This window comes from Kitasatospora sp. NPDC056138 (assembly GCF_042264695.1).
Taxonomy (GTDB): domain Bacteria; phylum Actinomycetota; class Actinomycetes; order Streptomycetales; family Streptomycetaceae; genus Kitasatospora.
This window is the reverse complement of sequence record NZ_JBHJVK010000033.1, coordinates 1-22,158: the sequence shown is the minus strand read 5'-3', so window position 1 is coordinate 22,158 and position 22,158 is coordinate 1. Positions and strand designations below refer to the sequence as shown.

25 protein-coding genes are annotated in these 22,158 nt (G+C 71.0%); 16 read left to right on the top strand and 9 right to left on the bottom strand.

Features of this window, described 5'->3' with window-relative positions; translation table 11 throughout:
• Positions 1-286: 286 nt before the first annotated feature.
• Complete coding sequence (locus ACFC1R_RS20555) at positions 287-706, bottom strand: VOC family protein (protein WP_375940522.1); 420 nt, start codon at positions 704-706, stop codon at positions 287-289.
• Positions 707-1,156: 450 nt separating this feature from the next.
• Here ACFC1R_RS20555 and ACFC1R_RS20550 point away from each other — a divergent pair, with 450 nt between their 5' ends.
• Complete coding sequence (locus ACFC1R_RS20550; RefSeq protein WP_375940520.1) at positions 1,157-1,726, top strand: GNAT family N-acetyltransferase; 570 nt, start codon at positions 1,157-1,159, stop codon at positions 1,724-1,726.
• 180 nt (positions 1,727-1,906) lie between these two features.
• On the opposite strand, the gene ACFC1R_RS20545 is transcribed toward ACFC1R_RS20550, so the two are convergent.
• The 3 genes from ACFC1R_RS20545 to ACFC1R_RS20535 all read right to left on the bottom strand — a co-directional run bounded on the left by ACFC1R_RS20545 (position 1,907) and on the right by ACFC1R_RS20535 (position 4,075).
• The gene (locus ACFC1R_RS20545; protein ID WP_375940518.1) at positions 1,907-2,362 is read right to left on the bottom strand and encodes a GNAT family N-acetyltransferase; all 456 of its coding nucleotides are present in this window, start codon (positions 2,360-2,362) and stop codon (positions 1,907-1,909) included.
• Between the two features lie 249 nt (positions 2,363-2,611).
• Positions 2,612-2,893 carry a zinc-binding dehydrogenase gene (locus tag ACFC1R_RS20540; RefSeq protein WP_375940516.1) on the bottom strand — a complete coding sequence of 94 codons (282 nt, stop codon included), beginning with the start codon at positions 2,891-2,893 and terminating at the stop codon, positions 2,612-2,614.
• Positions 2,894-3,352: 459 nt separating this feature from the next.
• Positions 3,353-4,075: an SDR family oxidoreductase gene (locus ACFC1R_RS20535; protein WP_375940514.1), complete on the bottom strand. Its 723-nt coding sequence runs from the start codon at positions 4,073-4,075 to the stop codon at positions 3,353-3,355.
• Between the two features lie 172 nt (positions 4,076-4,247).
• On the opposite strand from ACFC1R_RS20535, the gene ACFC1R_RS20530 reads away from it, so the two are divergent.
• Positions 4,248-5,168: a helix-turn-helix transcriptional regulator gene (locus tag ACFC1R_RS20530; protein WP_375940512.1), complete on the top strand. Its 921-nt coding sequence runs from the start codon at positions 4,248-4,250 to the stop codon at positions 5,166-5,168.
• Positions 5,169-5,324: 156 nt separating this feature from the next.
• Here the strand turns inward: ACFC1R_RS20530 and ACFC1R_RS20525 are convergent, their stop codons facing one another.
• Positions 5,325-5,654, bottom strand: coding sequence for a branched-chain amino acid transporter permease (locus tag ACFC1R_RS20525; protein ID WP_375940510.1), 330 nt, complete (start codon positions 5,652-5,654; stop codon positions 5,325-5,327).
• Complete coding sequence (locus ACFC1R_RS20520) at positions 5,647-6,291, bottom strand: AzlC family ABC transporter permease (protein WP_375940509.1); 645 nt, start codon at positions 6,289-6,291, stop codon at positions 5,647-5,649. The genes ACFC1R_RS20525 and ACFC1R_RS20520 overlap by 8 nt, the downstream gene beginning before the upstream one ends.
• Positions 6,292-6,470: 179 nt before the next feature.
• Here ACFC1R_RS20520 and ACFC1R_RS20515 point away from each other — a divergent pair, with 179 nt between their 5' ends.
• Positions 6,471-6,929 (top strand): Lrp/AsnC family transcriptional regulator, encoded by a 459-nt coding sequence (locus ACFC1R_RS20515; protein WP_375940507.1) that lies wholly within the window; start codon positions 6,471-6,473, stop codon positions 6,927-6,929.
• Between the two features lie 183 nt (positions 6,930-7,112).
• Here the strand turns inward: ACFC1R_RS20515 and ACFC1R_RS20510 are convergent, their stop codons facing one another.
• The gene (locus ACFC1R_RS20510) at positions 7,113-7,601 is read right to left on the bottom strand and encodes a TetR/AcrR family transcriptional regulator (protein ID WP_375940640.1); all 489 of its coding nucleotides are present in this window, start codon (positions 7,599-7,601) and stop codon (positions 7,113-7,115) included.
• A gap of 209 nt (positions 7,602-7,810) precedes the next feature.
• Between ACFC1R_RS20510 and ACFC1R_RS20505 the strand changes: the two genes are divergently transcribed.
• The 3 genes from ACFC1R_RS20505 (at position 7,811) to ACFC1R_RS20495 (ending at position 11,880) form a co-directional block, all read left to right on the top strand.
• Entirely contained in the window at positions 7,811-9,253 is a 1,443-nt protein-coding gene (locus ACFC1R_RS20505) for an aldehyde dehydrogenase (RefSeq protein WP_375940505.1), read from the top strand.
• Positions 9,254-9,431: 178 nt separating this feature from the next.
• Entirely contained in the window at positions 9,432-11,060 is a 1,629-nt protein-coding gene (locus ACFC1R_RS20500; protein WP_375940503.1) for a phytoene desaturase family protein, read from the top strand.
• Between the two features lie 517 nt (positions 11,061-11,577).
• On the top strand, positions 11,578-11,880 hold the full coding sequence (locus tag ACFC1R_RS20495; protein WP_375940501.1) for an alpha/beta fold hydrolase: 303 nt from the start codon (positions 11,578-11,580) through the stop codon (positions 11,878-11,880).
• Positions 11,881-12,188: 308 nt separating this feature from the next.
• Here ACFC1R_RS20495 and ACFC1R_RS20490 read toward each other — a convergent pair whose 3' ends face one another.
• Positions 12,189-13,349 (bottom strand): serine hydrolase domain-containing protein, encoded by a 1,161-nt coding sequence (locus ACFC1R_RS20490; RefSeq protein WP_375940500.1) that lies wholly within the window; start codon positions 13,347-13,349, stop codon positions 12,189-12,191.
• A gap of 308 nt (positions 13,350-13,657) precedes the next feature.
• Here ACFC1R_RS20490 and ACFC1R_RS20485 point away from each other — a divergent pair, with 308 nt between their 5' ends.
• The 4 genes from ACFC1R_RS20485 (at position 13,658) to ACFC1R_RS20470 (ending at position 17,043) form a co-directional block, all read left to right on the top strand.
• A complete protein-coding gene (locus ACFC1R_RS20485) occupies positions 13,658-14,431 on the top strand; it encodes an aminoglycoside phosphotransferase family protein (protein ID WP_375940498.1) in 774 nt (257 codons plus the stop codon).
• Positions 14,432-14,668: 237 nt separating this feature from the next.
• The gene (locus tag ACFC1R_RS20480; protein ID WP_375940496.1) at positions 14,669-15,277 is read left to right on the top strand and encodes a TetR/AcrR family transcriptional regulator; all 609 of its coding nucleotides are present in this window, start codon (positions 14,669-14,671) and stop codon (positions 15,275-15,277) included.
• 303 nt (positions 15,278-15,580) lie between these two features.
• Complete coding sequence (locus ACFC1R_RS20475) at positions 15,581-16,516, top strand: class I SAM-dependent methyltransferase (protein ID WP_375940494.1); 936 nt, start codon at positions 15,581-15,583, stop codon at positions 16,514-16,516.
• The gene (locus tag ACFC1R_RS20470) at positions 16,513-17,043 is read left to right on the top strand and encodes a hypothetical protein (RefSeq protein WP_375940493.1); all 531 of its coding nucleotides are present in this window, start codon (positions 16,513-16,515) and stop codon (positions 17,041-17,043) included. Before ACFC1R_RS20475 ends, ACFC1R_RS20470 begins: the two co-directional genes overlap by 4 nt.
• 41 nt (positions 17,044-17,084) lie before the next feature.
• Here the strand turns inward: ACFC1R_RS20470 and ACFC1R_RS20465 are convergent, their stop codons facing one another.
• Positions 17,085-18,098, bottom strand: coding sequence for a hypothetical protein (locus ACFC1R_RS20465; protein ID WP_375940491.1), 1,014 nt, complete (start codon positions 18,096-18,098; stop codon positions 17,085-17,087).
• 757 nt (positions 18,099-18,855) lie between these two features.
• Here ACFC1R_RS20465 and ACFC1R_RS20460 point away from each other — a divergent pair.
• From ACFC1R_RS20460 to ACFC1R_RS20435, 6 genes are all read left to right on the top strand, one after another.
• Positions 18,856-19,017, top strand: coding sequence for a hypothetical protein (locus tag ACFC1R_RS20460; RefSeq protein WP_375940489.1), 162 nt, complete (start codon positions 18,856-18,858; stop codon positions 19,015-19,017).
• On the top strand, positions 19,014-20,036 hold the full coding sequence (locus tag ACFC1R_RS20455) for a protein kinase (protein WP_375940487.1): 1,023 nt from the start codon (positions 19,014-19,016) through the stop codon (positions 20,034-20,036). The genes ACFC1R_RS20460 and ACFC1R_RS20455 overlap by 4 nt, the downstream gene beginning before the upstream one ends.
• Positions 20,033-20,455, top strand: a complete 423-nt coding sequence (locus ACFC1R_RS20450) for a hypothetical protein (protein WP_375940485.1) — start codon at positions 20,033-20,035, stop codon at positions 20,453-20,455. Before ACFC1R_RS20455 ends, ACFC1R_RS20450 begins: the two co-directional genes overlap by 4 nt.
• Positions 20,456-20,605: 150 nt before the next feature.
• Entirely contained in the window at positions 20,606-20,893 is a 288-nt protein-coding gene (locus ACFC1R_RS20445; RefSeq protein ID WP_375940484.1) for a hypothetical protein, read from the top strand.
• A 509-nt stretch (positions 20,894-21,402) separates the two neighbouring features.
• A complete protein-coding gene (locus ACFC1R_RS20440) occupies positions 21,403-21,885 on the top strand; it encodes a hypothetical protein (RefSeq protein WP_375940483.1) in 483 nt (160 codons plus the stop codon).
• Complete coding sequence (locus ACFC1R_RS20435; protein WP_375940481.1) at positions 21,886-22,092, top strand: hypothetical protein; 207 nt, start codon at positions 21,886-21,888, stop codon at positions 22,090-22,092.
• The last annotated feature ends 66 nt before the right edge of the window (positions 22,093-22,158 follow it).

Genomic DNA, 22,158 nt, shown 5'->3' with positions numbered 1-22,158 from the left:
TCCCCCCCCCCCCCCGGCCGCGCGGGGGCCCCGGCGCGGGCCCGCCCGGCTCCTGGCCCGCCGGCGGTGGGCCCGCCCCGCCCCGCGACCGGCACCACCGGGCCACCGCACCCGCCCCCGCACCCGCACCCGCACCCGCACCCGCAGGCAGCCGCCGCCCGTTGCTCCCCCGGCAGAACCGGCACCCGCCGGTACGCGCCGCACCGGGTCCCGACTCGTCGCCACCGAGCCCTCGTGACGGACGCGGCCCCGCTCCGGCCCGGCAGTGCGGGGCCGCGTCCCGCGCCTACGGCCGGATGTAGGGCCGGGTCATGATCTCCATGTTGTGCCTGTCCGGGTCGGCGAAGTAGGCGCCACGCCCGCCGAAGAGCCGGTTGATCCGGCCCGGCTCGGTGTGGTGCGGGTCGGCGTAGTAGGTGACACCGACCGCCTCCAGCCGGGCGATCATGCCGTCGAACTGTTCCTCCGACACGAGGAAGGCGTAGTGCTGCGGCTGGACCGGCTCGTCGCGCTTCTCGTAGTAGTCGAGCGTCACCTCGTTGCCGAGGTCGACGGGCAGGAACGGCCCGAACGGGACACCGACCTTCAGGCCGAGAACCGAGGCGATGAACTCGGCCGACAGCTGCCGGTCCGATGCGTAGACGTTCGTGTGGTTGAGTTGGACGGCGGTGGTCGCCGTGTCCGTGTGCTGTTCGTGGTACGACATGTCGTCGACTCTCTCCGGGTCTTGGGAAGAAAGCGCCGCAAGTGGGCGCCGGTACAGAAGACATGGAGAGCGAACGGCGGGCCTCGCGCCCGCCCCGGACTCAAGCCGAGGCCGGGTGCCTCACTCGTGCATGGCTCATAGCCGACCCGGCAGTCATGCCGACAACGCTAGTGCCCAACCGGGTTCAGGCGCAACGCCCCACAGGCGACTGCTGACGGCCGATCAGACGGCCATCCGGACCATCGGCACACTGGCGGACAACCTGCGTCGTGATCGCGTCGGTCGACGCCCGAGTCCGCAAGGCCGTCCGCTCGCGCGGACACTTCCCGGACGAGCAGGCGGCGTTGACGTGCGTCTGCTTGGCGATCGTGTCGCTCGACCCGACCGGGGCGCCCGGACGACAGCAGAAACCGGAGTGCGTCACGGCGGTCATCCCGGCAGGATGTCGGCATGGTCACCCCTCTGGACGTCCCCCGCTTGACTGCCGGCGACGGCTTCCTGCTCCGCGCCTGGGAGCTCGGAGATCTGTCACTCGTCCGGGAGGCGTCGGGTGACGACTACATCCCGTTGATCACGACCGTTCCCGCGACGTACTCCCAGGCGGCGGGCGAAGCCTTCGTCCGGCGGCAGTGGGAGCGCGCGTCCACTGGTAGCGGGTATCCGTTCGTCATCGTGCGGGCCGAGGACGGGCGCCCGGTGGGGGCGGTCGGTCTCTGGTTGAGGGACCGGGGTGAGGGACGAGCGTCGCTCGGGTACTGGCTCGCCGGGTCGGCCCGTGGCCAGGGGACTGCGGCGGAAGCCCTCCGCGCGGTTGCCCGCTGGGCCCTTGCCGACCTGCGGATTCCCCGTCTTCAGCTGTATGTCGAACCGTGGAATACCGCGTCACAGCGCACGGCTGAGCGCGTGGGCTTTCAACGCGAGGGCCTGCTCCGCGGCTGGCAGCAGGTGGGCGACGAGCGTCGGGATATGATCATGTATTCGATGCTGGGTGTTGATGTGCCCCCACCGGCCGCCGACTGACTTCGGCGGCACGGGCGGCCCGGTTGCCCCCGGGACGATCAGTTGCAGTGCCGTAACGCCCCTCCGCACCACACCTGTTGCGCGGTTTCTGCACGACCGTCCACCGCCTCGTGGCAACCCGTCAAGGGCGCACGGGAGCGGCAGCCGGTGTGACTCGGCCTCTGCGGAGTGAGCACGTTCTCAGCGAGGCTCATGGTTGATCCTGCCGAGCGGCCACTGCTCCGTCAGCCAGCGGGCCACGCTCGCGCGCAGCGGCGCGTCCAGTTCGGCCCTGTCGGCCCGGACCCAGCAACGGACGTCGGCGTCATGGTCGTCAGTGCGGGAGGGATAGATGTAGACGCACCCGATCACCTCGTCGCCCCCGGCCTCGATGACGGTGTAGGTGAACCCTTTGCGCCGGGCGAAGTCGTCCGCGTGACGTTGCAGGTCGGCGCGGTTCTCCTCCAAGGTCATCCCGGCCGCCGGAGGCCATCCCCAGGTGCGGAAGCCCGGGGTCGCACGAATGTGTTCGATGCTGTTGGTCCAGGCCGCGAAGTCGCCGGCGTTGTGCTGGGGCCCCAGGGGCTCCAGCCGGAACTCCGGAGCGACCAGGGCCAAGGGGACACTGAAGTCGTCGGGGACGAAGGCACGGTTCATGACGCCGAAACTACGGGGACCGACCCGTGGATCGCACCTGAATAGGTCACGACGCCGTCCTGACGGGTCGCCCCGGCCGCGAGCCGGAACCCGGCGGCCCCCTCCGGTCACGGCAGCAGCCAGGAGCGGCACCTGGGAACGCCGCCCCACTGCACTGGTGGGCCTCCGCTTCGGCGCTCCGGCTCCGGGGCCGCCTCGCCCGTTTCCAGCAGTCGCGAGGCGGCACAAGGAGGCGGCGCCCCAAGGGAGTCAGGGAAGCAGGACGGCCTTGCCCCGGTTGCGACGGGCCGTCAGGTCGGTGTGAGCCCGGCCGGCCTCGGCCAGCGGGTAGGTGCGCCGGATCGGCACGGTGAACCTGCCGGTGGCGGCCGGCCGCACCAGCTCCGGCAGGGACTCCCCGCCCTGGTCGGCGCTGCTGGCGCTGAAGCGCACGCCGTACTGCGCGGCGAACGTGTCGGCGATGGTGATGACGTGTGCGCTGTCACCGGTCAGGGCGACGGAGTCGGCGAGCAGGCCGGATCGGATCTTCATGTCGAGAGGGTTCGCGGAGGCGGCCTTGACCTTGATCCGGACCTGGCCCGGGCCAGGCTCCGGCTTGGTGACCTCCGACAGGTACGGCTGGAACAGAACCTCGCGCAGGCCGCCACCGACCCCGCAGCCACAGCCGCCGCCACAGCCAGGCAGCGCTGAGCAGGCATCCTGCGTGCGCCGCCCGGCCCGGTCCAGACGGCCCCGGAGCAGCCTCGCTCCCCTTCCCGACGGGCAGGTCAACACCGGCTCCTGGAGACGGGATCCTTCGGCGAACGGCCGGCGGCCGTGCGGCCGTACCGGGCTGGAGCGAGTTTCAGACCGGACAGCAGCCGGGAACGTCGAAGAGGCGGGCCGGGTGGCCCGCCCCCTCGACGCCCGCCATCAGAAGCAGGTCACCGGAACGTTCGCCCGGATCCTCCCCCTCCCCCGACACCGACCGTCCCCGCGGTGCGGTGCCGGTCAGCCCTCCTGGCCGGTGGCGGCGAGGACGATCTCACGGATGGTGACGTTCCGCGGCTGTCGGTAGGCGTAGGCGATGGCCTCGGCCACGGCCTGCGGGTCCAGGGCGCCGCCGGCGGACTCCTTCCACGCCTCGTAGTCCTGCTTGATCCGCTCGTCGGTGGTGTGGGAGAGCAGTTCGGTCTCCACGGCGCCGGGGGCGATGGTGACCACGCGGACGCCGCTGGAGGCGACCTCCTCGCGGAGGTTCTCCGACATGGCGTGGACGGCGAACTTGGTGCCCACGTAGGCGGTGTGGTTCGGGAAGGTCTTGCGGCCGGCCACGGAGCTGACGTTGATGATCGTGCCGGCGCCGCGGGCGAGCATGCCGGGAAGGACGGCGCGGATGCCGTACAGCACGCCCTTGATGTTCAGGTCGATCATCCGGTCCCACTCCTCGGCGCCCTGGTCCGCGATCCGGCCCAGGAGCATGGCCCCGGCGTTGTTGACGATCGCGTCCACCGGCCCGAACCGCTCCTCGGCCTCGCGCACGGCGGCCTCGACCGCGTCCCGGTCGGTAACGTCGACCTTGCGGCACAGGGTGTCGGGCAGACCGAGCTCCTCCAGCTTCTCCAGCCGCCGGGCGAGGAGCAGCAGCGGGTGCCCCTGGGCGGACAGCAGGCGGGCGGTGGTTGCGCCGATGCCGGAGCTGGCACCGGTGATGACGATCAGGGGCTTGGACAAGGCGATTCCTCTCGAACAGGTACGAACTGCCAGGTACGAACTGCGTGCCGTTCTCCAGAAGACCACCGGACGCGGCGCGCCGCGCACCGGCAGCGGGGGCAGGGTGTACGGGGGGTCCGCCAGACCCCCTCTGACTGCGCGGTAGCGGCGCACGCCGCCCTAGCCTGGGTGGATGAGCACGTCAGCAGGGCGCGAGCCCAACCTCGAGCTGCGCGACTTCCTGCGCTCCCGCAGGGCCCGGGTCGCTCCCCGCGAGGCCGGCCTGGGACCGGACACCGGCCGGCGCCGCGTACCGGGGCTGCGCCGCGAGGAGGTGGCCCGGCTGGCCGGGATCAGCGCCGACTACTACGTCCGGCTGGAACGCGGGCGCAATCCGAACGTCTCGGCAGCGGTCCTGGAGGCTGTGGCCCGCGCGCTGCGCCTGGACGCGGTCGAGCGCGCCCATCTGTTCGACCTGGCCCGTCCCGGGCCGGGATCGGCCCGTCGCCGTGTCGTTCCGCCGCAGCGGGTGCGGCCCGGTTTGCTCAGGCTCCTCGACTCGCTGACCGACACCCCCGCGATGATCTTGGGCAACCGGTTGGACGTGCTGGCCGCCAACGCACTCGCGAAGGCCCTCTACACCGACTTCGACGCGAAGCCGCACCGCCACCGCAACCTCGCCCGGTTCATCTTCCTCGACCCCGCGGCCCGCGGCCTGCTCACCGACTGGCAGACTGCGGCCCGCGGCGCGGTGGCCGCCCTGCGCCTGTACGCGGGGCGCCATCCGCACGACCCCCGCCTGACCGAACTGGTGGGTGAACTGTCCGTGCACGACGAGGACTTCCGCCGGTGGTGGGCCGACCACGACGTCCTCGAGTACACCCACGGCACCAAGCGCTACCACCACCCGCTCGTCGGCGAACTGGTCCTGGACTACGAGTCCCTCACCCTGCCCGACGACCCGGACCAGGCCCTCTACCTCTACACCGCCGAGCCCGACAGCCCCTCCGCGCACGCGCTGCGCCTGCTGGACAGTTGGTCGGCTCCGGACCTCGCGGCGGGCAGCGGCCGCAGCCCGGACGCACTACCGCCGAGCCGCCCGCGGCCGGTGTAGGGCCCTCCGCCCACGCGTCCTGCTCCCGCTCGGCCTTCCCGAGCCACTCGTCGAAGCGGCGAGCAGGCGGTGAGCCCGCGGTCGGCCCCCGGCTGGCCGGGCTCACCGCCGTGGAGAGCCGCCCGCACCCGACGGTGAGCACCTGAGAGTCCGTTCTCAGTGGGCGAAGAGGGTGCTGGCCAGCATCACGCTGGCGGCGGTGCCGCCGATGATGCTGAGCAGGGCGTTGCGGCGCCACAGGTGCAGCCCGACGGTGACGGCCAGCGCCGCGAGCGGGACGGCGGACTGCGACCGGTGCAGTGGGACGTCCCGCAGGCAGTAGACGAAGAGGATCACCATGACGCCGGCCGGCATGCGGGCACCGAGGTACCGGACGGTGGCGCTGGCGCGCAAGGGGGCCAGGACGGCGAAGGGCAGGGCTCGCAGGGCCCAGGTGACACCGGCCGCCACGACGGCGGCCAGGATCAGGTAGCGGGCGTCAGGCACGGGATGTCCTCCTGCTGGTGGCGAGGTGTCGGGCGAGAAGCGCGGCGGTGAACAGGGTGAAGGCCACCGGGAGCAGCTGCCCGGGGCAGAGGAGCCGGGCGGCCAGTGCGCTGAGCAGCGCGAGGACGGGAGTGGGCAGGTCGTCGCGCCGCTCCCGGACGGCGTCCAGGGCCAGCACGGTGAACAGGGCGGTCAGGGCGAACCCCAGGCCGGTGACGCTGTCGGGTACGACCGAGCCGAGCAGGGCGCCGGTGGTGGCACCGCCGACCCAGTACAGCTGCATGAACACCTGCAGCCACAGAAGGCGCGCGCCGGACCAGGAACGGGCCTGCGGGCCCGCGGCCAGGGCGTATGCCTCGTCGGTCAGGGCGAAGGTGCTGTAGGCCCTGGCGAGGCGCCCGTGCACGCGCTCCAGCGGGAAGGACAGCGCGTAGAACACGTGCCGGACGTTGACCAGGAAGGCGGTCAGCGCGACCGTCGCCAGGGGTGCGGCCGCGAGGACGAGGCTGACGAGGAGGAACTCGAACGAGCCGGCGTAGACGACCGCGGTGGACAGGCTCGCGAACCACCAGGGCAGGCGGGCCTGCGTGATGAGCACGCCGAGGGCGAGGCCGAGCGGCAGCAGGCCCAGACCCACGGAGGCCGAATCCCCCAGCGCTGCCAGGGCCTCGGACCGGGGTCGGGACGGGGGCGCGGGGGCGGGGGCGGGGGCAGGACGAGGAGGATCGCTTGCAGCGACCGAAAACGCGGTCATGCTGAAACTTTAGACGGAAAATCACCACATATGGTTGCCAATAGTTCCCCTAGGATGGGGCTGTGAGCAATGAATTCATCCTCGATGCGATCGACAGAGACATTTTGTTTCACCTGCGTCAGGACGGTCGGCTGACCAACGTGGAACTGGCCAAGCGGGTCGGCCTGACCCCGCCGCCGTGCCTGCGCCGCCTCAAGCGACTGGAGGAGGCCGGCGTCATCGCCGGCTACCGTGCCGTCATCAACCCGGAGGCCGTCGGCCGTGGCCTGGAAGTCATGGTCGACGTCGAGGTGTACGCCAACGACCTCAAGACCATCGAGACGCTGGAGAGGACCCTGGCCTCCTACGAGGAGGTCGTCGAGCTCCGCCGGATGTTCGGCCGCCCCGACTACTTCCTGCGCGTCGCCGTCGCCGACCACGCCGCGTACAGCACCTTCCTCACGAGCAAGCTCACCGGCCTCCCCGGCATCCTCCGGGTCGAATCCCACCTGACCATGAAGAAGGTCAAGACCGGCGACTGACCGCCACCCGGATCCCCGGCAGCCGGATCCGACTGCGGCAGGACCACGCCGAGGCCCTGCGGGCACAGGCCGCGACGCAGGCGGTCCCGGGCCGAACGGCTGCGGATCACCGGGACCTCACCTGCGCAGCCGGGCGGTGACAAGCCGGCCACCGGTCCACCGACGCGTGCGGGGGTGCGAGTGTTACGCGACGCCCGCCCCGCGCAGCAGGGTGTCGACCACTACGTCGGCGGCCCGGGCGGGGCTCAGCTCGGACAGTTGCTGCGAGGCGAGGTGCATGAGCTGCGGCAGGAGCACGCCCACCCATCCGTCCGGCAGGTCCGACCGCAGCAGTCCCTCAGCGGTCGCGCGACGCAGGAAGACGTCGACCTCCTCGATCATGCGGCCGCGCCGTTCACGGATCGACTCCTCGGCGCGCACGCGATCGAGTTCGACCGGCCACTTGCGGTTGACCGCGATGATCCCCTCGACGTAGCGGTGCAGGGCCACCGCGACCGGCGCCTCGCGCAGCCTGGCGGCGTCGAGCGCCGCCTCGACCGCGTCGTAGCGCGCCTGGTACACGGCGGCCAGCAGCTCCTCGCGCGAGGCGAAGCGGCGGTAGACGGTGCGCCGGTCCATCCCGGCCTCCGCCGCGATGGCGGCGATGCTCACCGCCGGGTCGTCGGCGAGCATGCGGGCCCCCGTGGTCAGGACCAGTTCCAGGTTGCGTGCGGCATCAGCTCTCACGGAGCAAAAGTACATCACCTCAGTGACGTCTCCAGGAACAACCGCCTCTCGGATGAGCCGGTGTTGCATTAACTGCCACACGAATGAGACAGTTATTCCACGCCGAGCCCGGCTCATGATGCCGACCCCCGGCGCACGACGAGGAGGAACGAGCAATGATCATCAACGACCGGCTCTTCATCGGAGGCGCGTGGAGCGCTCCGAGCGGCTCCGCTCTGCTCGACATCGCGTCCCCGCACGACCGCAGCGTCATCGGCCGCGCCGCGCAGGCCCTCCCGGCGGACGTCGACCGCGCGGTCGCCGCGGCCCGCGCGGCATTCGACGAGGGTCCGTGGCCACGGACGTCCCCGGCCGAGCGGATCGCGCTCATCCGCCGGCTGAACGCACTGCGCGAGGCCCGTGCGGCAGAGATCGCCGCACTCGTCTCCGCCGAGAACGGTTCGGCGATCTGGTTCACCCGGGCAGGGCAGCCCGGACTGACCCGGCAGGCCAACGCCTACCTGAAGGCGGCCGAGGAGTTCGGCTGGGAGGAGACGCTGGAACCGTCCGACCCCGCCGCGACCTTCCGCTCGGTGGTGCGCCGTGAGGCCATCGGCGTGATCGCCGCCGTCATCCCCTGGAACTCCCCATTCTCGGCCGCTCTCGCCAAGATCGTTCCGGCGCTGCTCGCAGGCAACACCGTCGTCCTCAAGGTGTCACCGGAGAACTCGCTCAGCATGAACCTGCTCGCACGACTGCTGGAGGAGACCGGCCTGCCCCGGGGCGTGATCAGTGTGCTGCCCGCCGACCGGGAGACCAGCGAATACCTGGTGTCGCACCCGGACGTCGACAAGATCGCCTTCACCGGCTCCACCCGGGCCGGCCGCAGGATCGCCTCCCTGGCCGGGGAACAGCTCAAGCGCGTCAGCCTTGAGCTGGGCGGCAAGTCCGCCGCCGTCATCCTGGCGGACGCCGACCTCGCCCAGGTGACCCGGGGACTGAAGTACGCCTCCCTGCTCAACAACGGCGAGGCGTGCATCGCGCACACCCGCATCCTCGCACCGCGCAGCCGCTACGAGGACGTCGTCACCTCACTGAAGGAACTGCTGGAATCCCTCCCGGTGGGCGACCCGAGCGACGAGCAGACCTTCATCGGCCCCATGGTCCGCCCCGACCAGCAGCAGCGCGTCCGCGAGTACATCGGCATCGGCGTGCAGGAGGGTGCCCGGCTGGTCACCGGCGGCCCGCAGGTGCCGACCGGCCTGGAGAACGGCAACTACATCACCCCGACCCTCTTCGCGGACGTCGACAACTCCATGCGCATCGCCCGGGAAGAGATCTTCGGGCCGGTGCTCGTGGTCATCCCCTACGACGACGAGGACGACGCGGTCCGCATCGCCAACGCCTCCGAGTACGGACTGTCCGGCGGCGTCTGGTCCGCCGACCAGGACCACGCCCTGGACGTGGCCCGCCGGATGCGCACCGGCACCGTCACCGTCAACGGCGCCCCGATCGGGTTCGACGGCCCCTTCGGCGGCTTCGGGGCCAGCGGCGTCGGCCGCGAGTACGGCGCCGTCGGTCTGACCCAGTACATCGAGTACAAGACCATCACCGTGTGAGCCGCGGTGCTACCGAGCGGGCTGCCCGGGATGGGGGGAGCCACCGGGCTTCAACCCTCCTGCGGTGCAGACGGACACAAACCGGTGGCGGCGGGGCGCGTGGCCTCCGCACGACCCGTCTCGCCGCCGGGGCGGGCGCTGGCTAGCGTGAAGAGCGGGGGGATCCGGGAGGCGTGAGATGGCTGATGCGATCGTCGTGGGCGCCGGCCCCAACGGGCTGGTGGCCGCCAACCTCCTCGCCGACGCCGGATGGGAGGTGGACGTCCTGGAAGCCCAGGACGTGCCGGGCGGGGCGGTGCGCAGCGACCGGGGCGTCGACCCCGCGTTCGTGTCGGACGTCTTCAGCTCCTTCCACCCCCTGGCCAGGGCGTCTCCGGTCATCGAAGCGCTGCGGCTGGAGGAGTACGGACTTCGGTGGAGCCACGCCCCCACGGTGCTGGCGCACCCTCTGCCCGACGGCCGCTGCGCCACTGTGCACCTGGGCCTGAACGAAACCCGGGAGCGGATGGAACGGTGCTTCGGCGCGGCGGACGCCGCGGCCTGGGAGCGGCTCACCTCGCTGTGGACCAGCATGGACCCGCACCTGCTGCACACCCTGTTCACCCCGTTTCCGCCGCTGAAGCCCGCTGCGGCGCTCGCCCGCGCACTGCGGGCCGACGGGGTGCTGCGGGCGGCGCGGTTCATGACGGTCCCGGTGCGCCGCCTCGCCGAGGAGGAGTTCACCCAGCCGGGAGCCGGCCTGCTGCTGGCGGGCTGCGCGCTGCACGCGGACCTGCTGCCGGAGGCGGTGGGAAGCGCGGCCTTCGGCTGGCTGCTGGCGATGCTGGGCCAGCAGTTCGGCTGGCCCGTGGCGGTCGGCGGCTCGTCCACCCTCACCCAGGCCCTGGTTCGCCGGTTCGAGTCGCGTGGCGGACACGTCCACTGCGGCCAGCGGGTGCGGGAGGTCGTGGTGCGCTCCGGGAAGGCGCTGGGTGTGCGCACCGCCGACGGCCAGGCGTACCGGGCAGGGCGCGCGGTCCTCGCGGACGTGCCGGCCACGGCTCTGTACGGACAGCTCGTCGGCTGGGAGCACCTGCCCTCGCGGTTGCGGGAGGACCTCGGTCGCTTCCAGTGGGACTTCTCGACGTTCAAGGTCGACTGGGCGCTTTCGGCCCCCATCCCCTGGGCCGCGCGCGAGGCCGCCGCGGCGGGCACCGTCCACCTCGGCGCGGACCTGGACGAACTCAGCGACTACGCCCTCCAGGTCACCACCGGGCGCCTTCCGCGACGCCCGTTCGCCCTGCTCGGGCAGATGACCACCGCCGATCCCACCCGCTCGCCCCCGGGCACCGAGTCGGCCTGGGCCTACACCCACGTCCCGCAGAAGATCACCGCCGACCTCGGCTACGACTCCATCGCCGGGCGGTGGGACACCCGCGAGAGCGAGGCCATGGCCAACCGGCTGGAACGCCAGGTCGAGCGCTTCGCGCCCGGCTTCCGGTCCCGGATCTTCGCACGCCGCATCCTCAGCCCGAGCGTCCTGGAAGCCCTGGACGAGAACCTCGTCGGCGGGGCGCTCAACGGGGGCACGGCCGCCGTCCACCAGCAGCTCGTCCTCAGACCGGTCCCCGGCACCGGCCGGCCCGAGACCCCGGTGCGCAACCTCTACCTCGCCTCGTCGTCGGCCCACCCCGGCGGCGGCGTCCACGGCGCCTGCGGAGCGAACGCGGCACGGGCGGCGCTGCGTTCACAGCGCCTGACCGGCCAGGTCCTGCCCGCCGTCCGCTCCGGCGCCCGACGGCTGCTCCACCGCGCGCCGCAGGAATGAAGCACGCACGCCGGCTCTGGGACACACTGACCTGCGCCCGGTCAGGGGCCGTCGCACGTGGCGGCCGTCCGGGTCCCGCCGGTGGCAAGCGTGGCGGCCGTCAGTCCGGGTGCAGTCGGTGGCGGGCCCGCCAGACCGGGGACGGCTCGGCGCCCGTGTCGGCGGCCGTGACCAGCAGGCCACCGAGCATCGACGGGTTCTTGGGTGGCGAACCACAGGTCCACGCGTGCCGAGGCCGGCTGGGGGCCGGGCGGTGTGCCGCGGTGGTAGCGCTTGGGCTTTCCGATGGGCAGGCCGGAGTCCGTCTGCCCGGCAGGCTGCGGAGCGGGAGCACGGACGGCTGCCGAGGTCCGTCGCCCTCGTCCCGCCCGGCAACAGAGCACGACCCCCGGGCCGACCACCTGGTTGACGACACGTCAAAAACCTTGCCCACCTTGCAAATCGGGAGAAGGCCGCCGCCGACTGGCTCACCTGGGAGGACGCGGTCATCTCCAACGAACCCAACGGCCTACCCGGCATGTACAGCGACCGCGAGACCGACGCGCGGATCGCGTTCGTACGGATCTGCGCCCACTTCTTCAGCAACAACGCCTGGCTGGAGGAGGACCAACTGCTGCGCAACGCCCACAAACTGGCGGGCATCCCGGGGGTGCTGGTGCACGGCCGGCACGACATGGGCAGCCCGGTGCAGACGGCGTGGGAGCTGGCGAAGGCGTGGCCGGACGCTCGCCTGCACATCATCGAGGACTCGGGGCACGCCGGAAGCAACGCCATGCAGGAGGCCGTCCGGGGAGCCATCGAGGAGTTCAAGAACCGCTGAGCCCCAGGACGGGAAGGGGACCTCGAACGCGGGCTCCGGATCCCCCCGGGGTGGTCGCCGAGCCCAGCCACCGGTACCCGGTCCGAGACGACGACTCGGACCGGGACACGGCCGGCCGCGACATTCGGCGGTGAAGGCGCGACCGCCGGTCCACGACTGCTCCCAGGTGGTCCGGAATACTCGGTCGCGGGCCGGCGCGGCAGGTGCGCCATCACTGGCGGCGATATGCGCCGCACCAGCCGCGCGGTGCGGCTGCCGGTGATCACTTCGACGGCACGGCCCGGAGAGCGTGGTTCGGGGGGCGTGGTTCAGCGGCACAGGGCTGTGTCCACGACACTCTCGACACGCTTCCTGGATGCCTGGTCGGTCAGTTGCATGGTCACTGCGACGTTGACGGAGCGGCCGCTGTCGGTGGCGCCGCCCCGGGTCTCGTACCCCGGGAAACTGCCTCCGTGGCCCCAATAGAGACCCCCGCACGACAGTGGCATGCTGACGATCCCCAGTCCGTAGCGGGCGCCGGAGCCGAAGGTGCTGTCAGCGGGGACGGTGGTGCGCATCTGGGCCAGCTGGGCCGGCGGGAGGAGGCGGCCGGCCAGGAGCGCGGTGAAGAACCGGTTGAGGTCGGAGTTGGTGGAGATCAGCTGGCCTGCCGCCCAGCCCCAGGAGGGATCGATTTCGGTGACGTCGCGCAGCGGCGTGCCTGCCGAGTCCCGGTAGTAGCCCTCGGGGTGGGACTCTCGGATGGTCGCGTCACCGGGGGCGGGGAAGTAGGTGTGGTGCAGCCCGACGGGTTGGATGATGCGGCGGTCCATCTCCTCGGCGAGCGGCCGGCCGGTGACCTGCTGGACGATCAGGCCGGCCAGCACGTAGTTGGTGTTGCTGTACTCCCACTTCGTGCCGGGGGCGAAGTCGGCCTTGTGCCGGAGGGCGATGTCGAGCAGCTCGCGGGGTTCGAAGTACCGGACGTCGTCCCCAAGGTAGTTGCTGTAGTTGGGAAGTCCGCTGGTCTGCTGGAGGAGCTGGCGGACGGTGATGCAGCGTCCGTCGATCCCGTACCCGCGGACCAGGCCGGGCAGGTAGGTGTCGACGGAGGCGTCGAGGTCCACCTTTCCCTCGGCGGCGAGTTGGAGGAGGACGACCGCGACGAAGGTCTTGGTGTTGCTGCCGATCCGCACCTGGCCGTCGACCGGCACCTGGGCGCCGGTCGTCACGTCGCCGACGCCGGCAGTGTAGTTACGGGTGCGGCCGTCCCGGTCTCGGACGGCCGCCAGCGCGCCGGGCAGACCGTCCTCTGCCACCAGGGTGTTCAGACGCTGCCGTACGGTGTCCGGCCTGGCGACCCCGGGGGCGGCGACGGCGGACGGGGCGAGCGCGCCGACGGTGAGGGCACCGACGGCCACGGCGACGGCGGTGGTCGCCGCCGTCCTCCGGTGAAGGAAGCGGAACCAGTGCGGGGCGGACGAGCTCACGAGGCGTCTCCTTTGGTGGTGTGCGTGGCGTGCGTGGTCTGCGGACTCCGGTATGCGCGGTTCGCCTGGCACCCACGGTGTGCTTGGTGTGCGCCGAGCTTCCCCGGGCTCGTTCCAAGAGATCACGTGGGCGGACGGGCCGTCGTCACCGCCGAGAAGGAGTGCGGTGCCCGGGCCGTGCTCCTGGACGGTGTCGGGGCCGTGGTCCTGACGGCGTATCCGTACCCCGAGAACGGTCAGGGCCGGGAGACGAAGTTACTGACTTCGGCGCTTCGGGGGCGAAGTCGCAGTGCGGTAGCTTCCTCTACATGGACGAAGAGATCCTCACAGGTGGAGGGGTGAACGATGTCGTGCGCATCGGGGAAACGGTGCGACGGCCAACCGGCCCCTGGACCCCGGCTGTTCACGCTCTCCTGAACCATCTGACCGCCGTCGGGTTCACCGGAGCACCGAGGGCACACGGCGTGGATGATCACGGCCGGGAGGTACTGGACTTCATCCCCGGGCGGGTCGGTGCCGATCCACTCTCTGCGGACGGCGATGTGCGGCTGCGCTCCGCAGCCCGACTTCTCCGTGCCTTCCACGACGCGACCGCAGGCTTCTGCCCGCCTGCCGATGCGGTCTGGTACTTCCCCTCGCGCGGCCCGGCCGAGGTCATCTGCCACGGCGATGTCGCCCCGTACAACACGGTGTTCCGCAAGGGGCTGCCGGTGGCTCTGATCGACTTCGACACCGCGCATCCCGGCCCGAGGATCTGGGATGTCGCCTATGCCGCATACCGGTTCGTTCCGCTGACCGTCGCACCCGAGGAGGGCGCGGTGCCGACGGACGAGCAGGCCCGGCGACTGCGTCTGTTCGCGGATGCCTACGAGTTGGCCGACAGAGACCGCGGCACCCTCGTCGAAGTCGCGATCACGCGGCTGGAACACCTGATTGCACACATGAAGGCACAGGCCGCGGCAGGAAGTGAGGCGTTCGCCGGACATTTGGCCGCAGGCCACCACTTCCACTACCGAGCCGACGCAGAGCACCTCGCGCGGCATTCGGAGGAACTCACCAGGGCGCTGAAGTCGCCGGATTGAGCAGGGACGAAGAGTAGCGGCTCCCTGCACCGGCCGACGCCCATCCGCATTCGTCGGACGCCACGACCGAGTGGTAACCGATTGGATGAATCCGGATCGGAAGATCTCGAAGTTGTCCGGACGAACGCCGGACAGCCGCTCCCACCGGTGCACGGAGAAGGGCTTGGGCGCATGCGCCGTCCGTGGGTGCCCCGATAGTGTGGACCCGGAAGTCCACTTGTTCTCAGGAGCGGAATCATGCGGGGTGCACTGACGCCGAAGGGACAGGCCACGCGACTGCGCATCGTCGAAGGTGCTGCCGAGGTCCTCCGCGAGAAGGGCGTCGGGCTCGCAACACTGGACGACGTGCGGACGCGGACCGGGACGAGCAAGAGTCAGCTCTTCCACTACTTCCCTGCGGGGAAGGACGCGTTGCTGCTCGCGGTCGCGCAGTACGAGGCGGACCGGGTGCTGGACGATCAGATGCCGCAGCTGGGGTGTCTGGACTCCTGGGAAGCCTGGCACCGGTGGCGAGACGTCGTCGTGGAGCGCTACGAGGCCCAGGGCGACCACTGCCCGCTGAGCTCGCTGTTCCTGCAGATCGGCCGTACTGAGCCGGGGGCCAGGGCCGTGGTCGTCGAACTGCTGAGGAAGTGGCAGGACAGCCTCTCCGCCGGTATCCGGGCCTTGCAGGAGAACGGGCTGCTGCCGATGTCCCTCGACGTCGACCAGGCGGCCGCCGCGATGCTCGCCGCTGTCCAGGGCGGTGTGTCCATCATGCTGTCCACCGGGAGTTCCACGCATCTGCGGGCAGCACTCGACTGGGGAATCGTGCAGCTGCGGGCTGCCGGCCAACCCTCCGCCTGAAGCAGCCGGTGGCGTTGACCGATACCCGGTGGCCGATGACCGGTGGCCGGTCCGTGCGAGACGTCCGCCCGCACGGACAACGGGGTGACATGGTGTCAGCCGTCCGGCCTGTCGATGCGCTCACTGTGCCGGCAGCGGCTTCGGTCCCCTTCGACGCACCGGCGGACCGGCAAGCTGGCTGACGGATGCACCGGACCCCTGGCGCCTCGGCCGACTCGGCCGACTCGACCGCGAGCGGCCGTGGCGCGCTTCGGAAGCCGGCCGACAGTCGAGCCGGAATCGGATCCGTTAGGGTTCTTGGCCGTGCCTCACCTTGAGATATCCGACCTGATCACCGCGACGGACCCGCACAGTGGAGCGCGTCTGCCGGTCCGCCGGGCCGATGTGGTCCGCCGGCTCCGCGAGTGCGGTGACCAGCGCGCGGCCCGCATCGTCGACGCACTGCCGACCGACCGGGACGACGTGCTCGACCCGGCGGCCGTGGACCGTCTGATGGTCAGTGTGCACACCGAGTTGCAGCGGCTCAGCGAGGAACTGCGGATCGGCGACCGCCTGGTACACGTGCTCGGCCCGCTGTTCGCCGCCATCCGCGCGACCGCCGGGCACACCGGGCCGTTCCGCCTGGTCGACATCGGCTCCGGGCTCGGCTACCTCGTCCGCTGGCTCGCCGCCACCGGCGCCCTCGGTCCGGCCGTCGAACTCGTCGGTGTCGACCTCGATGCCGCGCTGGTCGGCGAGGCCGACCGCCTGGCCCGCGCCGAAGGGCTCGACTGCCGTTTCGTCCACGGCAATGCCTTCGACCTGCCGGAAGCCGCCACCGTCTACGTCTCCACCGGTGTGCTGCACCACTTCCGCGGCCCCGCTCTGGCGGAGTTCTTCCAGGCCCAGGCCGCCTCGCCGGCGCTCGCCTTCTGCCACTACGACATCGCCGCCACCCGGCTCGCACCCATCGGCGCCTGGATCTTCCACCGCGCCCGGATGCGCCATCCACTCGGACGCCACGACGGCGTCGTCTCCGCCCTCCGCGCCCACAGTGACGAGACGCTGCTGCGCGCTGCGGCCGCCCCTGGCATTCGGCCGCTGCTGTACGAGCCCCGGGGCCTGGCGAACCCGTTCTGCACCACCCTGCGCCCGATCCTCGGCATCCGCCCGCAACTGGAGGCACCGCTGCGCCAGGCTCTCGGCCGCGCCTCCCGCCGACTCGTGGGCCCCGAGCAGCTCACCGGGACCGCACGGTGACCCCGGCCCTGCCGCTCGCCGTGCTCGGCCTGGTCGACGCGGCGTTCAGCGGTTTCCGCGCCTACGCCGGACGGGACGCCCGGATCCGGAAGCACCGTGCCGTCGTCCGGTCTGCGCTGCGCGGCCTGGCCGTCGGCGCCGTCCTGCTGCTCGCTCCCGCGCTCACGGCGGGCGGCGTGCTGCTGACCGCCGCCGACCGGGCCCGGACGTATGCCGCCCTCGCCGACGGCGGCATCGGCTACCTGCTCCCGCTCGCGCTCTACGCCGCTGCGGTCCTGCTCTCACTCGCGGCCTACTTCATCCTGCCGTTCCGGGCCAGCACCCTCGCCATGGTCATCGGCCTCGGACCGCTGACCCTCCTGCGACCGCTCGCCGTGGGCATCGCCTGCCTCGGCGCACTCGCCGACGGCGGCGGCCGGGCCTCCCTTCTCGTGGGTGCGGTCGCGGGCGCCGCCGTCCTGTGCGTCGAGCCGATCGTGCACCGCCGCTGGTACGCCGACGTGCTTCACCACCGACCCGGCCAGTAGTCCGGCCACAGCCCGCGGACGGGCTGACGCAGCGACAGGGCCTACTGCCAGGCGACCAGATGAACGATGTCGCCGATGCCCCCCGTGTTCGTCGGCAGGGGGCCGACCTCGACGGGCTTCGCGTCCTCGGCAAGGCTCACCCGGTAGAGGTCGACCGTCGGACCTTCGGCTTTCAGGTAGGCGAGTGCCTTGCCGTCCGGCGAGAGGACGGCGTCGCGGATCTTGGGGCTTTCCGGCAACAGCTTGGCAACCTCGGTGATCCGGCTGTAGTCGGCTTTGAACGAGATCCGGTAGAAGTGGAGTTCATTCGTGCAGAGCAGACTCCGGGCGTTGATCCAGAGCCGTGGCACGCAGCCCAGGAGGTTGGAACTCGCACCGGGGATCTCCGTGACCTGGCGTTCCTCGCCGTCGTGCTTGTTGTGGTCGATGTGGTCGAGGTAGAGCGGCTGATCGAGGGAGTTTCCACCGGAGTTCGCGCTGTCGTCCGTGTGCCAGAGGACGGGTGAGGGGTAGGAGAAGCCGGCCGCGACCGTGCCGGCCGGGTTTGCCGCAACCCGTCGGGCGTCGACGCCGGAGGGGTAACGCACCGGCTTGTCACCGGCCAGGACGAACTCCGGACTGGGTGAGATGCCGTGGTCGACGGGCACCGCGGCCGGCTGCGCCAGGTCACGGCTGGCGAGACGGCCGGCAGCGGTCTGGTACCACAGGTTCGAGGTGCCGGCCTGGAACGTGGGCGCGCTCTCCTTGGACGGCGTGCTCTCCTTGGACGGGGATCCGGCGCCGCCGTCGGACCTGCGCTCCACTGCCCTTCCGTCCGCCAGCGAGAAGGCGGTTGCGACGGTACCGCTGCCGCCGGGGCCCGGAAGCGTGCCGCTGACCAGGGTGAAGTCACTGTTGAAGCGCTGTCGGGTGAGGGGTGCCGTGCCGTCCAGGTCGGAGTTGCACAGGATGGTCCCGATGTCGGCGCCGGTCGGAAGCGCTGCCTGCTTCTCGCCGGTCTGGGTGCCGCTCTGCATGGAGAACGAGCGGAGGGCGACCGTCGGGGTACGGCTCACCGGGTTGCACCACGCCACAAGGGCTGTTCCCGATGCCGTGCCGGTGTCCGATCCGTCGCTGCTGCAGCCGGAGAGTGCCATCGCCGTCGTCAGCGCGACGACGGCTGTTGGGATGTACCGGCGCCTGGTGTGATGACGCATTCGTCTTCCGCCCCCGTTGTTCCGTCTGTGTCGTCTGTGTCGTCTGTGTCGTCTGTCCACGGGGACGCTAGCAGTTCGGAATTCCGCTGCCGACGCTGCGCCCTGCTCCTCGTGCACGGGCTGGGACTGACGTCGGATACGGGTCCTCGTGCCCAGGTCGGGAACGTCGGCCCAGGGTACGGGCCATGACACGAGGTCCGGTTCGGGACCGGATCGGCCGACGTCGGAAAGCCGTGCGGGCGGTCGCGGCGATCGCGGTCACGGCGGGTGTGGCTGTGCCGGGCGCGGTCGTGCCGGGCGCGGTCGTCCTCGGCCGCAGGAAGTGGCCGTCCGGCAACGAGCCCTGGCCGCAGGTGGTACCGATGCCCGACCTGGCACCTGCCAACCTGTCACGCCCGGCCGTGACTGCCCGCCAGAACGCACGGCAGGTGCCGGACTCCGCCGTCCGAGGGCTTCACGGGCGTGCCGGGAGCCGGTCTGGTGAGTCGTGCGCAGCCGGACACCCCTCGATACGTACTTTTACCTACAATATGTTCACCGCTAGGAAGGAAATGTTCCTATGAGGGTTCCTCGATCGCCGGCGGCCGGCACAGCCGTACTGGCACTGGTGGCGAGCATGGCAGTCGAAGCACCTGCGGCCGACGCGGCGACGGCGGACGTCTGCGGCGGGTCCATCACCGACTGCACCGGACTGACCGGCCCGGACACCGCTTTCACCGGCAAGGTCAAGGTCCAGGACCTCACCAAGCACATCCCGTTCACCATCAGCCGCACGTGACCACCACCACCGGGCCGACTGCTGCCGCACCCGTCACCGGGGAACAACTGCCGGGCAGGCCACGCCCGGCAGCATCCCCCCGGCAGCGGCCGGACACCTCCGACGAACGCTGCCGGCACGGGCGCGGAACACCACGGCTCCTCCCCCCGGACTTCGCCGACTACCGGGCACTGCGCCTCGTGCGGGAGCACCGCTGCACGCGTGTCTACCGGGGCATCGGCACGGACGGGCAGGCGGTGGCCGTCAAAACGGTGTGCGCCGACGCCTCGGCGCCCGCGCTCGCCCGCGTCGGCAACGAAGCCGACGTCCTGAGCCACCTCGCCGGACTGGCCTTCGTCCCGCGACTGACCCGGACGGGCAGCCACGGGCCGTTCACGTTCCTGGTCAGCGAATGGCGCACGGGCGTCACACTCGACGATCTGACGAAGCATCTCGACGTCTCCCTCGCGGACCGGTCACCGGCTGCAGCCGAGGCCTTCGGCGACCTTGCCCTCGCCCTGTCCACGGCCTTCCGTCTGCTGCACCAGCACGGCGTCGTCCACGGCGACATCAACTCGGGCAACGTGCTGGTGTCCGACAGCGGTGTGACGGTCATCGACTTCGACAGCGCCACGTTCACCGGCCACGACCGGACACCGCCGACCGGCATCAGCTGGAAGTACACCGCCGGCTATGCCGCCCCTGAACGCCTCACTCCCCGACCGGCACCGCCGCAGCCCGCATCCGACCAGTACGCCCTCGCCGCCCTGCTCTACCGCCTGGCCGAGCAGCGCCACCACGTCCACCCCCACGGCACCCCCCAGGACCTCGTACGCCGCGCCAGCCGGCCCCTGCCACCGCTCACCCGCTGGCCCGTCCACCACTGGCCCCGCCTCCAGCACGTCCTGACCCGCGCCCTCAGCCACCACCCGGCCGACCGCTACCCCACCCTGGCGGCCTTCGACCACGCCCTCGCCACCGCCCTGCTCCTCCCCGCCGCCGGCTGCAACAGCCACCACACCAAGGACCACTCCCGGTGAACGAACTCCACCCCACCCGACGCCGCCTGCTCGCCCTCGCCGCAGGCCTCACCATCACCGCCCTCGCCGCCGGCCGCGCCAACTCCCTTACCGCCGCCACCAACCACACCACCGGCAGCATGCCCTCCGCCTCGCCCGACCGCCGCAGTAGGAGCGGTTCCGTCTCCGGCAGCGTCAGCATCAGCGAGAGCGTCAGCATCAGCCGCAGCAGCAGGCCCCAAAAGTCCAGGCCGAGCTCCAGCTTCAACCAGAGCATCGGCGCCGGCCGAAGCCGGTCCCACAGATCCAGCTCCAACCCCGGTAGCCGCACCTCCACTCAGAGCGTCAGCATCAGCCGCAGGCCCCAAAACCCCAAGCCCAGCGCCGGCTTCGACAGCCCTGGTTCCGGCTCCAACAACGAGGAGACCGTCATCGAGTGAAGGGGCCGAGCAGGTGAGCCCGCGCTCTTGGCCCGACCCGGCCACGACGGGCCGCCCCTTCATCCGGGTCGATGCGCAGACGTCCCCGACCGTCCGGCCCGGGAGCTCAGCTTGATCCGCCAGTCGGCTGGTACTGCAACGGTGCTTACCGTGTCGAGGTACAGCAACGGTCCTTGCCGTCAGTACCTGCGGCGGCGCGGCATCCGACACCCGATCCCGGAGGAGGCCGACAGCCAGGCTGCCCGCCTGCGCAAAGGATCGCGAGGCGGACGGCCCCCGGGCTTCGACGAGGAGCGGCACAAGAAGCGCAACACTGTGGAGCGGGCCATCGACAAGCTGAAGAACTCCCGGGCCGTCGAGACCCGTTACGACAAGCGCGGCTACGTCTCCCCCGGCACCGTCACCGCGGCCTCGCTCGTCATCTGGCTCCGCACCTGACCGCGTGCCACGGCCTCAACTCACCGAGACGCCCGGCGCAAACACCGAGCCCGCTGCCTCGAGGAAGTCCCCACAGGGCGGTACGTGACGCCCGGTTTGGCCTTTCGGTTGGGGTGATCAGACTGGTTGCGGGCTCGTTGGAGGGACTACGGCCATGGCAGGGTGAACAGCCCGCACCCACTGCTGACGGCGTCAGGTGCCAGGCAGTGGGTGGTCGGGCGCGAGAGCCACGGCAATCCGGTCGCGGAGCCGGGGCAGTCGGGTGAGAGCATGTTCAGCTTGAGCTGCTAGCCGGTCGGCGCCGGTCTTGGGGTGCGAACTCGAATGCCCGATCGTGTGATTGGCCACTCTCGCCGGTGGACTCCGGTCCATCGAGGCGATCATCACAGGCTCTCGGGACCGTCTCCGGCGACCCGTGCAAATCCCGACCGTTGCCTGGATTTTCCGTGGACCGCCGGTCCCACGCCTGTCAGCATGGAGACCGTCGTCGGAATCAGCGGGGGGACTCGATGACACGTGGCAGACCGGCGTTCTGGCGCATTCTCACCCTGACGGGCACGCTGACCGGCGCGGTGAACGGTGCACTGGTCTGCTGGTCCTGGGGCTCGACCGTGGCCGCCCTGCCGCTCACTCCTCTCCTCCTCGTCGGTGGTGCGGGCCTCCTGGTGGCGTTCCTCGCTTCGCTGCCGCTCATCGACGGCGGTGTGCCAGTGCTCAGGTACGCAGCCGCGATCATCCTCATGCTCCTGCTCTGGACCTCTGCCTTGACGGCAGACGACGTCGCGGACGCCGTCCCGAGTTGGGTCCGCACCTCACAGGCGGTGACCACCACCCTCACCGACTGCCGAGTTGACGGCACCTCCACCTCGGACAGCGGCTTGGTCCGAATCGAGACCTCATGCATGCATCACTGGACGCTCGACGGCCGTGAACGATCCGAGCGACGCGATTCCAGGGCCGTTCTCCCGGACGGCAGCCACCAGCGGATGTGAATGAACCCGCGGACCGGCGAGATCAACGACCACTCCGGGCTCCCCCTCGTCGCCGCCGCTTCCCTTTTCGCGCTCCTTACCGCCGCCATCGCCGTCACCGCCGGCTGGCGCTGGTTTCGGAGCGAGTTCAAGAAGCTGCTCACGGAGCTCGATCGCACCGACGGAGAAGCTGAAGACGGAATCCTGGCCCGAGGGGGCGGCATGTGACGTCATGTCATATATGTCGTCACTGGAACGTGTGGGATAGCCGTATCTCTGCTGTCAGGGAGACCC

Excerpts from the sequence above, each read along its gene's own strand:
- ACFC1R_RS20530 (WP_375940512.1), top strand. The coding sequence starts at position 4,248 with ATGAGCACGTCAGCAGGGCGCGAGCCCAACCTCGAGCTGCGCGACTTC.
- ACFC1R_RS20460 (WP_375940489.1), top strand. The coding sequence starts at position 18,856 with ATGGCAGTCGAAGCACCTGCGGCCGACGCGGCGACGGCGGACGTCTGC.
- ACFC1R_RS20435 (WP_375940481.1), top strand. The coding sequence starts at position 21,886 with ATGAACCCGCGGACCGGCGAGATCAACGACCACTCCGGGCTCCCCCTC.
- ACFC1R_RS20510 (WP_375940640.1), bottom strand. The coding sequence starts at position 7,601 with ATGCTCGCCGACGACCCGGCGGTGAGCATCGCCGCCATCGCGGCGGAG.
- ACFC1R_RS20545 (WP_375940518.1), bottom strand. The coding sequence starts at position 2,362 with ATGAACCGTGCCTTCGTCCCCGACGACTTCAGTGTCCCCTTGGCCCTG.
- ACFC1R_RS20495 (WP_375940501.1), top strand. The coding sequence starts at position 11,578 with ATGTACAGCGACCGCGAGACCGACGCGCGGATCGCGTTCGTACGGATC.
- ACFC1R_RS20440 (WP_375940483.1), top strand. The coding sequence starts at position 21,403 with ATGACACGTGGCAGACCGGCGTTCTGGCGCATTCTCACCCTGACGGGC.
- ACFC1R_RS20480 (WP_375940496.1), top strand. The coding sequence starts at position 14,669 with ATGCGGGGTGCACTGACGCCGAAGGGACAGGCCACGCGACTGCGCATC.
- ACFC1R_RS20540 (WP_375940516.1), bottom strand. The coding sequence starts at position 2,893 with ATGAAGATCCGATCCGGCCTGCTCGCCGACTCCGTCGCCCTGACCGGT.
- ACFC1R_RS20485 (WP_375940498.1), top strand. The coding sequence starts at position 13,658 with ATGGACGAAGAGATCCTCACAGGTGGAGGGGTGAACGATGTCGTGCGC.
- ACFC1R_RS20555 (WP_375940522.1), bottom strand. The coding sequence starts at position 706 with ATGTCGTACCACGAACAGCACACGGACACGGCGACCACCGCCGTCCAA.
- ACFC1R_RS20550 (WP_375940520.1), top strand. The coding sequence starts at position 1,157 with ATGGTCACCCCTCTGGACGTCCCCCGCTTGACTGCCGGCGACGGCTTC.
- ACFC1R_RS20500 (WP_375940503.1), top strand. The coding sequence starts at position 9,432 with ATGGCTGATGCGATCGTCGTGGGCGCCGGCCCCAACGGGCTGGTGGCC.
- ACFC1R_RS20505 (WP_375940505.1), top strand. The coding sequence starts at position 7,811 with ATGATCATCAACGACCGGCTCTTCATCGGAGGCGCGTGGAGCGCTCCG.